The organism is Serinicoccus sp. CNJ-927 (assembly GCF_001942435.1).
Taxonomy (GTDB): Bacteria; Actinomycetota; Actinomycetes; order Actinomycetales; family Dermatophilaceae; genus Ornithinicoccus; species Ornithinicoccus marinus.
Window position 1 is genome coordinate 37,030 of the sequence record NZ_MKKF01000022.1, and the last position, 15,303, is coordinate 52,332.

Here is a 15,303-nt window from a genome sequence, read left to right on the forward strand (position 1 = left end):
CGGCGGAGCGGAAGCCCGGGCCGTCCAGCGCCGCCAGGTCCGCGAGCAGTCCCGAGCCGTCCCGCTCGACCGCCTCGCCACCGTGCGCGGCGGCCGCGGCGCGCACCTACGCGTCGCCGACGGTGGCCCCCGCGCTGACCGGCGCGGCCAGCCACGCCTCCGGCCCCTCCAGGTCCACCGGGCGGCCCGTGACCCGCCAGAACCGACGCGTGAGGCGGTCCATTACCGCGGCGACCGTGCTCACGAGGGGCCCGCCAGTCGCTGCCGCAGACCGCTCGCCCGCACGACGCGACGCGCCACCGCCGTCCGGACCTCCTCCTCGGTGCCGACGACGCGGATCCGCTCCTCGGCGCGGGTCACCGCGGTGTAGAACAGCTCCCGGGTGAGCAGCGGGCTGTCGAGCTCGGGGAGCAGCACCGTGATCTCCTCCGCCTGGCTGCCCTGCGCCTTGTGGATCGTCATCGCGTGCATCGTCTCGACGTCGCCGAGGCGGGAGGGGGCATACCTGCTCCGCCCACCGGTGCCGTCGACGGCCGCCATCCGCACCGAGACACCGGCGGACGTCTGGGAGGCGACGACGACGCCGGTGTCGCCGTTGAGCACCCCCGTCGCGTAGTCGTTGGCGGTGATGAGCAGCGGGCGGCCGACATACATCGGGTCGTAGAGGGTGAGACCGGTCTCCTCCGCGAGCCAGGTCTCGACGAGGTGGTTCCACCGGCGCACCCCGCGCTCCCCCTCGCGGTGGGCGCAGAGCAGCCGGTGGCGGTGCAGCGCCGCCAGCGCGGCGTCGTCGTCGCCCTGCCGGGCGGCCCGGAGGACCTGCAGCGCCTGCCGGGTCAGGTCCTCCCGCAGGTATGCACTCGCCTCCTCCTGGACCCACACCACCTCGTCCCCGGGCGTCGCGAGGGCGCGCACCACCGCGTCGGCGTCGCCGAGGCGCAGCGCCTGCGCCAGCGCGCCGATCGTCTCGCCGAAGCGGTGCACCGTGCGCAGCCGCGCCAGGGCCAGCGGGGCGGCACGGTGCGTGCTCTCTCCCCGCCCGGTCGCGTCGCCGGTCTCATCGTCCGGGCCGGTGGCCTCGTCGCACGGCTCCGGCGCGACCGGCTGGGCCAGCCCGACCGCGCCTTCGGGCACCGCGGCGACGAGGTCGGCGAGGACCGCGCCGGCCTCCACCGACACGAGCTGGTCAGCGTCGCCGACGAGGATGAGTCGGGCCGAGGGCCGCAGCGCCTCGAGCAGCCGGGCCATGTGCGTGAGCGACACCATCGAGGCCTCGTCGACGAGGACGACGTCGTGCGGCAAGCGGTTGCCCCGGTGGTGGCGGAAGCGGCTGCGCGACCCCGGTCGCCAGCCCAGCAGGCGGTGCAGCGTGCGCGGCTCGACGCCACGCAGCCGCTCCACGACCTCACGGCCCTCCGGCTCCGGGGTGCGCGCCTCGATCTCGTCGAGCGCGCGGTCCACCGCGGCCTTCACCCGTGCCGCGGCCTTGCCGGTGGGCGCGGCCAGCCCGACGCGCAGCGGGCGCTGCCCGGCGAGCGTCGCCTGCTCGGCCAGCAGGGTCAGCACACCGGCCACGGTGGTCGTCTTGCCCGTGCCCGGGCCGCCGGTGATGACTCCGGTGCGGGAGCGGACCACGACCTCCGCGGCGGTGCGCTGCTCGGCATACCCGACGCCGGGGAAGATCCTGGTCAGCCCGGCTGCCAGCACCTGCTCGTCGACCGGTGGTGGACCGAGCTCGGCCCGGGCCCGCAGGTCGGCCACCACCTGGACCTCCTGGTGGTGGTAGCGCTGGAGGTAGACCAGACCGGTCGGCTCGTCGACGACCAGCCCGCCCTCGGCGGCCAGCCGGCTGCCGGCCACGTCGGCGGTCCAGCGCCCCGGGTCGGGCCAGGGCAGGTCGGGCAGCGCGAGCACTCCCTCGGTCGCGAGGGCCGCGAGGTCGACGGCCACCGAGCCCGAGCGCACCGCCCGGGTCGCCACCGCCGCGGCGAGCACCACCTCCACGTCCTTCTCCCCGGCGGCGCGGGCCAGCCCGGTCGCGACGTGCACGTCGGCCGCGGTGAGCAGGCCGGCGGCGTTGAAGTCGCGCAACGGCCCGGTGGCGGTGAGCGCCAGGCGGCGGTCGTGGTCGTCGACCGGCTCGAAGAGCTCCACCATCGGCGCTGCCCGCTCCGGGGCGTCCCCGGCCGGTCCGGTGGTCGGGTCGCCGGTCATCGGGTCTCGCCTCCCGCACGGGCGGCGCCTTCGAGCAGGTCGGACAGGGCGAGGACCAGGACGACCGGCGGGCGCCAGGAGAAGACGCCGCACGGCATACCGTCCACGACCGGGGTGTCGGGCCCGCACATGCCGCGGAGGTAGAGGTAGAGCACGCCGCCCAGGTGCTGGTCCGGGTCGTAGCCGGGCAGCCGCCACCGCAGGAAGCGGTGCGCCACGACGGCGTAGAGCAGCGCCTGCAGCGGGTAGGAGGAGTGGCCCATCGCCTCGGCGAGCCGCTCGGGGCGGTAGTCGGCGGCGGTGAGGGCCTCCTCGGGGGTGCCGAGCCAGTTGGTCTTGTAGTCCGCCACGAGGAAGGTCTGCCGCCCGCCGACCTCGACCCGCAGCACCACGTCGACCGAGCCGGTGAGGTAGCCGCGCAGCTCCTGACCGGCCAGGTCGGGAGCGGCGTCCAGCACCTCCGCCCAGGCGCGGACCGGGTCGCCCGCCGGCAGGTGCTCGCGGAGCAGGGGTGCCAGGTCACCCAGCACGGCGGATCGCCCCGTCGTGTCACGCCGCAGGTCGCCACCACCGAGCGGCAGCTCGAAGTCCAGCTCGCAGAGCCGGTCGCCCGCCCCGATCTGCCGGAGCGTCGTGCCACCCGCGAGCGGCCCGAGCGGCGTGTCGCAGACGGCGACCAGGGCCTCGACGAGGAGGTCCTCGCCGCCCTCGGCGAGCTCCACCGGCCACAGCACCCGCTGCTCGTGCAGGTGGCGGCGCAGCTCGGCGCCGAGGTCCGCCGCCTGGGGGTCGGCGTGCTCGAGCACGGCGTGGACCAGCGAGCCGAAGGTCGCACCCACGGGGAGCTCGGCCATCGGCGAGGGCACCTCCGCGCCGACGGCGGGCGCGGCGGCGCCCAGACCGGGCAGGGCAGGGGTGCTCTCGGCCACCGGGTCCGGCCCGGTCGGCTCGTCCTCCCGCCCGGTCAGCCCCACCTCCGGCTCGCTGCCGACGCCGGCGACGGCCGGTCCGCTCTCGGCGGGCGTGGACAGGGCGGTGTAGGACGTGCGCCGCCAGTCGTGGTCGACCTGGCGGGTCCAGCTGGCCAGCCGCAGCTCCGGCGCGGCCGGCACCGGGCTGGGGAGCAGCTCGGTCGCGTGGTCGGCCCGCTCCAGCGCGAAGGCGCCGGTGTCGGCCCAGCGGCGCAGCAGCTCGGTGGCCGCGTCGTCCTGGCGCGGGACCCGCACGCGGTGCGGCACCTCCCCCTGCCCGGGCTCGCGGCCGAAGAGCACGCGGTGCAGGGCCGAGCCGCTGGCGTTGTTGACCGGCGCCCACCAGGTGACGACCTGGCTCTGGGCCCGGGTGAGCGCGACGTAGAGCAGCCGGAGCGACTCCCCGGCGTCCTCGTCCTTGTGGCGGCGCACCGACTCCTCCCACCCGGGGTTGGCCCCGTGCTCGCCGCCCACGTCGAGGCACCGGGTGCGCTCGGGCGGCTCGTCGTGGAAGAGCGGGATCGTGGGGGAGTCGCTGACCCACCGGTCGGCCAGCGAGGGCAGGTAGACGACGGGGTACTGCAGGCCCTTGCTGCCGTGGATGGTGGCCAGCTGGACCGCCGCGGCGTCGCTGTCCAGCCGCCGCGTGCGGGCCCCGGCGCTGCTCGGAGCGTCCTGCGCCATCCCGGCCCGGAGCCACTCCAGCAGCGCGACCAGCCCGAGCTGGTCGCGCCGGGCGGTCTCGTGCAGCAGCTGGGCGACGTGCCGCAGGTCGGTGAGCGAGCGCTCGCCCCCGACCTGGCCGAGCACCCGGTCCGGGAGACCGCGGGCGGTCAGCAGCTCGAGCACCGCGGCGACCCCCTGCCGGGCGTAGACCCCGGCCAGCTCGCGGCAGGTCTGCGCCAGCTCGTCCTCGAGGTCGGCGTCCGGCTGCTCGCCGCGCTCGCCGACGCGGGCGACGGCATACCCCAGCAGGTCGGTGAGGGCTGCCGCCCGGGTGAGCACCGGTCGGTGCGGCGCGACCATCGCCTCGAGCAGCGCCAGCCAGTCGTGCGCCGCCCGGCTGTGCAGCACGGTCGAGCCCCCCGTGGTGACGGCGGGTATGCCCAGCTCGGCCAGGGCGTCGCGCGCCGCGACGAGGTCCTTGCCGCGGTGCGCGAGGACCGCCACGTCCCGAGCCTGGACCGGGCGTCCCTCGAAGGTGGCCCCGGAGGCGAGCAGGGAGGCGACGTCGTGCGCCAGGTCGCGGGCGATCCACGGCCGCACCGTCGGCATCCGGGTGTCACCGCCCAGGTGGTCGCGCAGCAGCACCTGGCGCAGCCGCACCGGGGCGGTGCTCGGGGCCCCGGCCAGGCGCGAGCCCTCCCGGTGCGCGGTGACCGGGTGCACGAGGATCTGCTCGTCGCCGAGCTGGGCGCCGGTGAGCATCGACCCGAGCGCCTGCGTCACCCCGGGGTCGGAGCGGAAGTTGCGGGGCAGGGTGCGCCGGTCGCCGGCGGTCGCGGCCGCCGTGAGGTAGGTGGGGACGTCGCCGCCGCGGAAGGCGTAGATCGCCTGCTTGGGGTCGCCGATGAGCACCATCGCGTGCGCGTGGCCGGAGAAGGCGCGGTCCAGCACGGACCACTGGATCGGGTCGGTGTCCTGGAACTCGTCGACCAGCACGACCTTCCAGCGCCGCCGCATCCGGACCCGGGCGGGGGAGTCCTCGCCGGCCAGCGCGTCGGCGAGCTGGGTGAGCAGGTCGTTGTAGTGCATGACCTGCAACCGCTCCTTGCGCAGGCCGAGCTCGTGCCGGACGGCCCGCGCGAAGCGCACCCGCCGGTCCGGGACCGAGCGCGGCTCCGCGCCGGTCGGCCGCAGCTCGGCGTGGACGTCGTCGACGACGGTGCGGGCGATCTGCAGCGCCTCGCGCCGGGAGAAGAAGGGCTCGTCCTCGCGCTGGGCGAAGGCCCGCAGGTAGAGGTCGTCGACGACCTCGACGAGCAGCCGGTCGAGGTCGTCCACCAGCTCGGCGTCGGCGTCCGCCATGCCCGCGACCCCGAGGCTGCGCAGGACCTGCTGACAGAACTGGTGCGTGGTGGCGATGGTGGCGGCGTCGATGTCGGACAGGGCGGTCCGCAGGCGCCGGCGACGCAGCGCCCGCTCCTCCTCGTCCACGTCGAGCAGCAGCGTCAGCAGGTCGTCGCGGTCGCCGGCGGGCGGGGGATCGGCGAGGGCCCGCTCGGCCGCCACGAGCTGCTCGCGCACCCGGGCGCGCAGCTCCTGGCTGGCGGCCCGCCCGAAGGTCACGACCAGCATCTCCGGCAGCAGCACCACCCCCTCGGCGACGTAGCGGGTCACCAGCGCCGCGATCGTCCACGTCTTGCCGGTGCCGGCGCTCGCCTCGAGCAGGACGGTGCCGGTGGGCAGCGGGTCGGTGATGGAGAAGTGGGGCAGCGCGCTCATACCCGCTCCCTCCGCTCGGCGCCCCCGGTCAGGACCGGGCCCCAGACCCGCAGCGCGAGCTGACCGAGCCGGTGCTCCACGCCGGTCGCCCACCGCTCGTCCTCGCGCGGGACCCCGAGGATCTCCTGCAGCGGCACCGCGCCGCCGTGGACGTAGGCCTGGCTCGGGTCGTCCTGCTCCTTGGGGAAGGCCTGCTCGAAGGTGTCGTCGGTGCGCCACTCACGGACGGCGTCGAGCGTCGCGGCGCGCTCGTCGCCCGGCCCGCCGAGGTAGGACTCCGCCCACCGCAGCGAGGTCTGGACCGGCAGCGGCAGCGGCTCCACCAGGCCCCGTGCCCGCAGGTCGACGAGCTGGTCGAGCAGCTCCAGGGCACGGTCGGGCTCGTGCGGCCCGTGGGTGTAGTGCACGCCCCCCGGGTGGCGGCCCCACCGGTGCCGTCCGAGCAGGTGGCTGGTCGCGTCCGGTCCGAGGGCGGCGGCCAGCACGAGCGAGGTGATCCAGGAGCGCAGCCGCTGCTTGGCCTTGACCGTCGAGTAGGTCGCGGTCACCGCGCGTCGCCCGACCATGCCGGTGACGGTGCCGGTGAGCCGGGCGCCGCCAGGCAGCGTCAGATCCACGTCCAGGGTGTCCCGCTCGAGCGGCACCCCCCAGCCACCCTGCCCCGTCGCGCGCCACGTCGCCTCGGCCACGAGCTGGGCCTGCCGGGTGACCTCCTTCATCACCCCCGTGCCGAGCGCTCCCGGCGGCAGCTCGCCGCGCCACAGCTCGGCGTCGACGGTGGCTCCGGGCTCGCGGCCGGCCAGGACCGCCTGCAGCACGCGGTCGCCGACCCCCCACTTGTCGAGCCCGTCCAGCTCGATGGGTATGCCCTCGCTCGCCTCCTCGGGCACCTGCGGCAGCAGCAGGCCGAGCCGGTCGCGCAGGTAGGCCCGGGCGGGGTTGTCGAAGAAGCGGAGCAGGGCGTCGAGCTCGACGGCGTCGGCGGCGCCGTGGTGAGGACCCAGCGGTGCGTCCATCGGTCGGGGCCGAGGCGCCCGCTCTCCCACGGCGGCCCGGCCGCCACGCAGCGCCGCCGGGTCGTGGCTGAACGGCCGGTCCTGCGGGAGGAGCGAGGTCGTGTCCGCGCCCGCCGCTCCCAGGTTGCGCGGGTCGAAGGGCTGCAGCGGGTGACGGGTGAGCACCCGGGCGACCCCTGGCGAGGCTGGGTCGGCGGTGCGGCGCACCGCGTCGAGCAGCTCCCCGAGCGGCACGGCCGGGGGGCGGGGGGCGCCGGTGTGCTCATCGAAGCCGGTGTAGGTGACGACCAGGGCGTCGCGGGCCGCCATGAGCGCATCGAGCAGCAGCTGGCGGTCCTCGCTGCGCGGGTCCCGTTCACCGGTCACCGGACGCCGGGCCGTGGCGTCGTCGCCGTCGGCCGCAGTCGTGCGGGGGAAGACCCCGTCGTCGAGACCGACCAGCGCGACCACGCGGTGCGGCACCGAGCGCATCGGCACCATGGTGCAGACGGTGAGCGTGCCGGTCCGGAAGTTGGACCGGGTCGCCCGGCCAGCGGCCTGCTCGTCCAGCAGGGCGTGCACGTCGGAGAGCGCCAGGGTCGTGCCCGACGCCGTGCCCCCTGGGCCCGGGTCCGAGGCGCCACCGGCATACCTGCGCAGGAGGTCCAGCTCGCGCCGCAGCTGCGTCACCTGCCACGCCTCGGTGGGGGCGGTGTCGGCCAGCCCGAGCACGCCCTCCTCGAGGACATCCGCCCACCCGACCGCCTCGGACGCGACGCGCATCGCCCGCAGCGTCCGCCCGAGCCGCGCGACGAGCTCGGCCATCCGCCCCGCGAGGTCGAGGTCCCCGCTGTCCAGGTCGTCGAGACCGAGGGTGGTGCCGAGGTGGTCGACCTCCTCCCCGTCGACCGCGGCCCCGACCAGCACCCGCGCCAGCCCGGCCTGCCAGGTGTTCTGCGTCAGCCCGGGGAGGGCGTAGTCGGCGCGGTGCTCCTCGTCCAGCCCCCAGCGGACCCCGACCGAGCCCACCCAGTCGCCGAGGCGCTCGAGGTCGTCGTCGTCCAGCCCGAAGTGTCGGCGCACCGGCGCGCTGCGGGCGAGGTCGAGCACCTCGCCCGCGGTCAGCCGCCCACCGGCCAGCCCCACCAGACGCGCCGCCAGGGCGAGCAGGGGGTTGGCCCGCGTGGGGGCGCGGTCGGCGAGGCGCACCCGCAGCGAGTGCGCGGGGTGGGTCGCGGGCGACCCGTCACCCGGCCCCTCGCGGACCACCTCGCCGAGACCGAAGCCGGCGTGCACCAGGGGGGCGTAGGTGTCGATGTCGGGGCACATGACGAGGACGTCGCGCGGCTCGAGGGTGGGGTCGTGCTCGAGCAGGTCGGCGAGCACGTCGCGCAGCACGTCGACCTGCCGCGCCTGGCCGTGGCAGGCGTGGACCTGGAGGCTGCGGTCGTCCGCGCCGATGTGCCGGCCCGCGACCGCCTGGGGTGAGGGCACGTGGTCCCGGGCGAGGTCGGTCTGCAGCAGGTGCAGCAGTGCGCCCGACGGGGGTGGCGGGGAGGGTGCGGGCACCTCGGGAGCGGTGTGCGGCACCAGCGACAGCGTGCGCTGCAGCTCCCGCGCGTCGCGGCCCAGGCTCGCCAGCAGCGGGTGGTCCACGAGCAGCGCCGTCTCGTCCTCGTCGCGCGGCACCGGCCCTGCCGACACCTGCGGTGCCAGGGCCTGCCAGGCGGCGGGGGAGGCCTGCGGCAGCCAGAGGTGGACGTCGCGGTGCTCGGCGAGCGCGGCGAGCACCTCGACCTCGCTGCGCGCGATCCGGGTATGCCCGAACAACGAGAGTCGGCCCGGCAGCTCCAGCCCCGGGAGGCTCGGTGCGTGCTCGCCCGAGCGCAGCGCGGCGACCACCCGCTGCTGCCGCACGTCCGGCGGCTCGGCGTCCACCAGCTCCAGCACGCGGCGCCACAGCGGCGGCTGCCAGCCGAGGTCGTCCTCGACCTGGCCGCCGAGGCCGTCGCCGGAGCCGCCCTCGCGCCAGTCGGTGATCATCGCGGGGCGGGAGGCGGCATACCCCGCGAGGAGACCGGCCAGCCGCCGGGCGACGGCATACCTCCGACCGCGCCGCAGCGCTGCCCGCTCGGCGTCCACGCCCTCGCCCCGCCCGAGGTGACGGGCGAGGGTGTCGGCCCACGGCTCGCCCAGGCTCGTGTCGATCGCCTCCAGCACCGGCCACACCAGCCGGTCCGGGTGCCAGGGGTCGTCCCGCTCGATCCCGAGCACCATCGACACCAGCGAGTGCGGGTTGAGGAAGCGGATGCCCGCGCACACCCCGTCGTGTCCCGCCGTGCCGGCGCCGAGGGTGTGCGACAGCCGCTGCGCCAACCACCGCTCGACCCCCTTGGCGGGGACGGCGACGACCTCCTCGGCGAACGGGTCGGGCAGCGGCTCGGCCAGCAGCGCGGCCAGCCCCTCGGCCAGGGCCGCGGTGCTCACGTCCCGATGCACGACCAACGTCACGTCGCCGACCCTATCCGCGCCCACCGACGGGCCTGGGCGTCGATCGGCCCAGTGACCCGCCGGGCAGACTCTTGTCAGCGAGGGCACGTGACTCCTAGGCTGTGCGTATGGCGAGGCGCGTTGCATGATGGGCAACACCTACCCCTCGGTGGTGCTCGAGCGGCTGCTGCGGGGGGCGCGGCTGGAGATCCTCCCCACGGCCTCGGTGGCGGACCAGGTGCACGGTCACGTGGAGCCCGGCCGCAGCCTAAGCGTCACGGCCTCCCCGGCCAAGGGGCTCGAGGCCACGCTGCAGCTCGCCGAGCAGCTGGCGGGCGCCTACCACGTGATCCCGCACCTCGCCGCGCGCATGGTCGAGCGGGCCGCGCTGCCCGACCTCGTCGCCCGGCTGACCGAGGCCGGTATCACCGAGATCTTCGTGCCGGGTGGGGATGCGGAGCCGACCGACCAGACCTTCACCAGCGCGCTCGACCTGCTCATCGAGCTGGACTCCCTGGGGTCGCCGTTCACCGGGGTCGGGATCACCGGCTACCCCGAGTCCCACCCCGGGATCGACGACGACGTCATCGTGCAGTCGATGTGGGACAAGCGTCGGTATGCCACCGCGGTGGTCTCCAACATGACCTTCGACGACGACAGGGTCGGTCAGTGGCTGGAGCGGGTGCGCCGGCGGGGGGTCGAGCTGCCGGTGTGGGTCGGGGTCCCCGGGCCGGTCGACCCCGCGAGGTTGCTGCGCATGGCCAGCACCATCGGGGTCGGCGACTCGATGCGCTTCCTGCGCAAGCAGCGCAGCGTCTTCACCCGCATGGTGATGCCCGGCTTCTCCACCACCCGGTTCGCCCACCGGATGGCGGTGCTGGGGACGGCGGACCGGCTCGGCATCGCCGGGCTGCACCTCTACACCTTCAACCAGGTCGCGCAGACCGAGGCGTGGCGCCGGACCCAGCTGTCGAAGGTGGCCGAGCTGCGTGACCCCGCCGCGGGGCCGTGACCCGGTGGCGAGGAGCGATCCGGCTGCACCGACGCTCCGCGCGGGAACGGTCGTGAGAGGGTGGCGTAGGGAGGCTGCGACGCGCCGGGGGATCTCGCACCGGCACGGCGTCGCGTATGGCGCGTAGAGTTGCGGCATGCGCAACGATGACGAGACCACTGGTGCCTTGGTCCAGTCCGTGGACCGGGCGCTGACCATCCTGGAGATCCTGGCGCGGACCGGTGAGGCCGGTGTGGGCGAGGTGGCGACGGAGCTCGGGGTGCACAAGTCGACGGCGAGCAGGCTGGTGGCGACGCTGGCCGCGCACGACCTGGTCGAGCTCGCCGGCGAGCGGGGCCGCGCGACCCTGGGCGTCGGTGTCCTGCGCCTGGCCGGCGCCACCACGGCGCGGCTGGACCTCGTGCAGGAGGCTCGCCCGATCTGTCAGGAACTGGCCGCGGAGACCAACGAGACGGTCAACATCGCCGTGCTCGGGGGTCACTCCGCGCTCTACATCGACCAGGTCATCGGACCCTCGACGATCACGTCCTACAACTGGGTGGGGCAGCACATCCCGCTGCACGCGACGAGCAACGGGCGGGTGCTGCTGAGCGAGCTGCCCCGCGGCGAGCGGCACGACGCGTGGGGCGACCTCACCAGCTACACCGAGCGCACGGTCACCGACCAGGCACAGCTGGACGAGCTGGCCGACCGGGCGCGGGACCAGGGGTATGCCGTCGTCCGGGACGAGCTCGACGTGGGGCTGACGGCGATGGCGGCCCCGGTCCGTGACGCGCACGGGCAGATCTGCGCCTCGATGAGCCTGTCCGGTCCGACCTTCCGCATGGACGAGGCGCAGGTGGAGCAGCTGCTCCCCGCGCTGCTGCGGGCCGCGGCTCAGGTGTCGGTCCGGCTCGGCTGGCACCAGGCCGCGGCGACCGCCGGCTCCTGAGCTCGACCGCCTTGCGTCACGGCCGCGCTGGGTCGCGGCCGTCGCCTCGTCACGATCGCCGCCTGCCAGCACGCGACCCGGGCCCGACCGCAGCGGCGGTCGGGGCCCGGTCAGCCCGATCACTCAGGTCAGAGGAAGGCCTGACCCTCCTCCTTGAGCACCTCACGCGTGTTGGGGTTCACCGAGGGCCGGAAGGGCACCTCGACGACCGTGGCACCGACCGGCTGGCCGGGGGTCTCGGCATACTGGTCCGGCAGCCACACCCGAAGCTCGGTGCCGACCCCGCTCAGGCCGAACGGCACGTAGCCGAGCGCGATGTTGGTGTCGAGCTCGGGGGAGAACCACGGCGAGGTGAGGTAGCCGACCGGGTCGTCGGACTCGACCGTGCTCACCAGCCAGAAGTCCGGGGCGTAGTCGGTGATGGGCTTGCCGCCCAGCCGCAGGCCGACGAGCATCTGGCTGAACGGCGGGTTGCCCGCCTCCAGCTGCTCGCGCTGCGCCTCCAGCGCTGCCTTGCCGATGTAGTCCTCCTCCTTCATCCGCGGCACCTGGTAGGCCAGGTTGGTCTGCAGCGGTGAGGTCTCGGCGTCCAGGTCCTGACCCCAGGACAGGATGCCGGCCTGGACCCGCCGGGGGTGGGCCGGCGCGATGACCCGCAGGTTGTGCGCCTCACCCGCGGCGAGGATGGCGTACCACATCTGCTCGGCGTGCAGCGTGGCGTCGTAGAGGTAGATCTCGTAGCCCTTCTCCCCGGTGAACCCGGTCTGGGACACGATGACCGGCAGTCCCGCCACCTCGGCCGCGGCCAGCCCGTAGTTGGGGATGTCGGAGACCATCGGGCCGATGAGGTCGCGCATGAGCGCCTCGGACTTCGGTCCCTGGATCTGCACCGGGCACACGTCGATCTCCTGGATCGCCACGTCATACCCCTTGCCGACGTTGACCCCCTGCAGCCAGAGCATGAGGTCGGAGTCGGACAGGCTGAACCAGAACTCGTCCTCGCTGATCCGCAGCAGCACCGGGTCGTTGAGCACGCCGCCGGCCTCGTTGCACAGGATGACGTAGCGGGCGTGCATCGGGCTGATCTTCTTGGCCTGCCGGGTGATGACGTAGTTGACGAAGGCCTCGGCGTCCGGGCCCTTGACCTGGATCTGCCGCTCGACGGCGACGTTCCACAGCGTCACGTCGTGGACGACCGACTGGTGCTCGGTCAGCGCGGCGCCGTCGTCCCTGCTCACGTAGCCCCGCGGGTGGTAGGTGCGGTTGTAGACCTCGGCGCGCCAGGCGCCGGACTCGACCGACAGGTGCCAGTAGGGCGACTTGCGGATGCGGGTGGAGATGAGCATCTCCACCGGCGTGGGTCCGGACTGGCGCAGGTTAACCGGGACGGTGCGCCCCTGGTCGACCGTCGGGTAGTTGTGGTTGAGAGCGTCCGGACCGTCCGGCTGCTCGGGTACGGGTGTGTCGCTCTGGGTGGTTGCGATGCTCGGGGTTGCCGCCATGGGCCGCCCTCCTGTCATGCGGGGTCGATCCCGCAGGGTCGACCGGTCGGTGGGCTGTTTTCCAGCGTGCTCGGGACGCTACACCTGACGTTTCTTCCTATGCAATGGTATGCGCGATACGCAACTCGACGTGTCGCTCCGGCGCGGATCCTGATGCCGCTCAGGGCTGTCCGCCGGTCGGCCAGCCTGGGTCGCGACCGAGCCGGGCCAGGAGGCGGTCCGTCGGCGGGGCGTCGTCCGGGACCGAGACCGCGGGGGCGCAGATGCCCTCGCTGTAGAGCGCCGCCCCCCAGCCGTCGGCGGCGGCGGTCAGCGCCGCCGCCTCCTCCTCGTCGACCGACCACGGCTGGCCCGTGGCGCGGGCCACGTCCGACCCGTGGATGACGAGGTCCCAGCCGTAGAAGTCCGCCATCGTGGCGCCCAGGGTGGTCGGGCCGAAGTAGCCCGCGTACTCCCGCTCCGCCACCCCGTCCTGCCTCACGATGCTCACGGCCTGCTCCGCGTGCTGCGCCCAGGCCTGCGCGGGGTCCCCGAGGTCGGGGGCGGCCCCGAGGTCGAAGCCCTGCTGCCCGAGGAAGTCGCGCTGGGTCTGCACGACGTGGGCGACGACGTCCCGCGCGGTCCACCCCTCGCAGGGCGACGGGGCGTCCCAGCGGCCCTGTGCACCGCTGACGATCTGCGTGAACTGCTCGGTGCGCTCGATGAATCTCTGTGCTGTCTGGTCCATGCCCCCACGATGGCGGCACCGCCGGTGCCCTCTCTTGTCATAATCCGACACATGCCAGCCGACCAGGGTCGCGTGCGTCTGACCGACCCGGTGGACCGGGCGCACCTGACGGGGGTCAGCCGACCCTCGCCACCGATCCACCGCTACCCGCCCTCGCCCCACCTGCGCGACCTGGTGGAGCGCTACTGGATCCCGGTGTGGTCGCTGGCCGAGCCCTCGACGCAGAGCACGCTGCAGCACCCGGTCTGCCTCGTCGTGGTGAGCAACACGTATGCCCGGTTCTACGGCGTCGTCCGCGGCCGGTCATCGGTGACGCTCGAGGGGGAGGGGTGGGCGGTCGGGACGATGCTGACCCCGGCCGCCGGACGGCTGATCCTGGGCCGCTCGGTCGCGACGGTCACCGACGCGCACCTCGACCTGGGGCAGCTGCCGAGCCCTGACGCGCACGCGCTCGTGACGCAGATCCGCGGCGCGATGGCGGACGATCCCGCCTCGCCGCGAGCGCACGCCGAGGCGGTGGCGGCGACCGAGCGGTGGCTGACGGCATACCTGCCGGTCGACGACGCGGGTCTCCTCGTCAACGACCTCGTGGCCTGGGTGCGGGACCACCCCGAGGTGACCCGGGTCGACGAGCTCGCACGGCGCGCGGGGCTGGGGGAGCGAGCGCTGCAGCGGCTCGTCGAGCAACGCGTCGGCCTCAGCCCCAAGTGGCTGATCCAGCGGCGGCGGCTCCACGACGCGGTTGCCGCGCTCAAGGCCGGGACCGGGCCCCGGTCGGGGCCAGGGTCGCTCGCGGACCTGGCGGCCCGGCTCGGGTATGCCGACCAGGCCCACTTCACGCATGACTTCCGGGCGGTGACGGGCTTCACTCCGGGAGAGTTCGGGAGGGACCAACCGGTGCGCTGAGCAGGGACTGTCGGTCGCCCGTGCCAGTCTGTCGCAGACCTGGACGCGCAGGCACCGAGGGGGAGAGGATCAGACATGAGCACGGGACACGGCCGACAGCGTGCTGGTGGGCACGACCAAGGGGGCTTTCGTCCTCGAGCCCAGGAGCGAGGCGGAGGGGTCGTGGTCCGTGCGGGGACCGTTCTGCGACGGCTGGCCGATCAACCACGTGGTCGGCGATCCGGCCACCGGGACCATCTGGGCCGGGGGTGGTGGCGCCTGGAGCGGTGCAGGCATCTGGCGGTCGACCGACGGCGGTGACACCTGGACCCTGGCCAAGCTCACGACGGGCGAGCTGGACGCGTGGGCGGCGCCGTGCTCTCCCTGCTGTCCCGCCTGCCCTGACACCCGCTGAGGGGCGGGCGTGTCCGTGGCCGCGCCTATTCTCGTCCCATGGATGCCTCCGCGGTGCTGCGCCGGCTGGTGGAGACGATCGACGACCGGGCGTGGGATGACCTGCCCGGCCTCCTCGCGCCCGACTTCACCAGCACGCTCGTGCACACCCGCGAGCGCTTCGACCGGGACGGTTGGGTGCGCCTCAACGCCGACTACCCGGGCTTCGGTCGGGCGACGCTCGCCCAGATCGTCGGTGACGGTGACCGGGCTGCGGCGCGTGCCCACGTGACGGGGATGGTCGACGGCATCGAGGCGCACTTCGAGGTCGCGATGTTCGCCACCACCCGCGACGGACTCGTCACCGAGATGGTCGAGGTGTGGGCGGACTGCGACGCCGACCCGCCAGCGGGGACCCGGCCAGCCCTCTGAGGTCGGGCCGCGGCGACGGTGTACGGGCAGGCGCGCGGTCAGGCGCCGAACGGGTCGACCAGTCGCGCGCCAGTCAGGGCGACGTCCCGTCCTGAGTCGGCGACCCTCTGCAAGTCCTCGTCCTGGCCGACGTCCGGTATCGAGGCGACCGTTGCCCTGAAGCCGGCCCCACCCAGGACGGCCTCACGCAGGATCACGCGGTGCTCGGCCTCGGCCGAGCGTCCTCGGGCAGCGGCGCGCTTCTGCAGCGCTGCCACGACCTCGTCCTCGATGTTGCGCACGATCAGCTGAACCATGTGTGCTTCC

12 protein-coding genes are annotated in these 15,303 nt (G+C 74.6%); 5 read left to right on the top strand and 7 right to left on the bottom strand.

Annotation, left to right across the window (positions count from 1 at the left end):
* Positions 1–106 precede the first annotated feature (106 nt).
* From BJF86_RS18795 to recC, 4 genes are read right to left on the bottom strand one after another with little or no spacing between them, the layout of a single operon-like run.
* On the bottom strand, positions 107–244 hold the full coding sequence (locus BJF86_RS18795; RefSeq protein WP_237768125.1) for a hypothetical protein: 138 nt from the start codon (positions 242–244) through the stop codon (positions 107–109).
* Positions 241–2,214 (bottom strand): exodeoxyribonuclease V subunit alpha, encoded by a 1,974-nt coding sequence (gene recD, locus BJF86_RS07690; protein WP_202817325.1) that lies wholly within the window; start codon positions 2,212–2,214, stop codon positions 241–243. Before recD ends, BJF86_RS18795 begins: the two co-directional genes overlap by 4 nt.
* Positions 2,211–5,630 carry a UvrD-helicase domain-containing protein gene (locus BJF86_RS07695; protein WP_075817889.1) on the bottom strand — a complete coding sequence of 1,140 codons (3,420 nt, stop codon included), beginning with the start codon at positions 5,628–5,630 and terminating at the stop codon, positions 2,211–2,213. The genes recD and BJF86_RS07695 overlap by 4 nt, the downstream gene beginning before the upstream one ends.
* On the bottom strand, positions 5,627–9,136 hold the full coding sequence (recC, locus tag BJF86_RS07700) for an exodeoxyribonuclease V subunit gamma (RefSeq protein WP_075817891.1): 3,510 nt from the start codon (positions 9,134–9,136) through the stop codon (positions 5,627–5,629). The genes BJF86_RS07695 and recC overlap by 4 nt, the downstream gene beginning before the upstream one ends.
* A 124-nt stretch (positions 9,137–9,260) precedes the next feature.
* Between recC and BJF86_RS07705 the strand changes: the two genes are divergently transcribed.
* Positions 9,261–10,127, top strand: coding sequence for a methylenetetrahydrofolate reductase (locus BJF86_RS07705; RefSeq protein ID WP_237768126.1), 867 nt, complete (start codon positions 9,261–9,263; stop codon positions 10,125–10,127).
* Positions 10,128–10,263: 136 nt separating this feature from the next.
* Positions 10,264–11,058: an IclR family transcriptional regulator gene (locus BJF86_RS07710; RefSeq protein ID WP_075817893.1), complete on the top strand. Its 795-nt coding sequence runs from the start codon at positions 10,264–10,266 to the stop codon at positions 11,056–11,058.
* Between the two features lie 128 nt (positions 11,059–11,186).
* Here the strand turns inward: BJF86_RS07710 and BJF86_RS07715 are convergent, their stop codons facing one another.
* Both BJF86_RS07715 and BJF86_RS07720 read right to left on the bottom strand, forming a co-directional pair.
* A complete protein-coding gene (locus BJF86_RS07715) occupies positions 11,187–12,560 on the bottom strand; it encodes an aminomethyltransferase family protein (protein WP_237768127.1) in 1,374 nt (457 codons plus the stop codon).
* 160 nt (positions 12,561–12,720) lie between these two features.
* On the bottom strand, positions 12,721–13,287 hold the full coding sequence (locus tag BJF86_RS07720; RefSeq protein WP_075817895.1) for a TIGR03086 family metal-binding protein: 567 nt from the start codon (positions 13,285–13,287) through the stop codon (positions 12,721–12,723).
* 51 nt (positions 13,288–13,338) lie between these two features.
* Here BJF86_RS07720 and BJF86_RS07725 point away from each other — a divergent pair, with 51 nt between their 5' ends.
* The 3 genes from BJF86_RS07725 (at position 13,339) to BJF86_RS07735 (ending at position 14,997) form a co-directional block, all read left to right on the top strand.
* On the top strand, positions 13,339–14,193 hold the full coding sequence (locus tag BJF86_RS07725) for a helix-turn-helix domain-containing protein (RefSeq protein WP_075817897.1): 855 nt from the start codon (positions 13,339–13,341) through the stop codon (positions 14,191–14,193).
* A gap of 106 nt (positions 14,194–14,299) precedes the next feature.
* Complete coding sequence (locus BJF86_RS07730) at positions 14,300–14,587, top strand: hypothetical protein (protein WP_187345603.1); 288 nt, start codon at positions 14,300–14,302, stop codon at positions 14,585–14,587.
* A 38-nt stretch (positions 14,588–14,625) separates the two neighbouring features.
* Positions 14,626–14,997, top strand: a complete 372-nt coding sequence (locus BJF86_RS07735) for a nuclear transport factor 2 family protein (RefSeq protein WP_075817899.1) — start codon at positions 14,626–14,628, stop codon at positions 14,995–14,997.
* A 38-nt stretch (positions 14,998–15,035) separates the two neighbouring features.
* Here BJF86_RS07735 and BJF86_RS07740 read toward each other — a convergent pair whose 3' ends face one another.
* Complete coding sequence (locus tag BJF86_RS07740) at positions 15,036–15,293, bottom strand: FitA-like ribbon-helix-helix domain-containing protein (protein WP_075817901.1); 258 nt, start codon at positions 15,291–15,293, stop codon at positions 15,036–15,038.
* Positions 15,294–15,303: the final 10 nt, after the last annotated feature.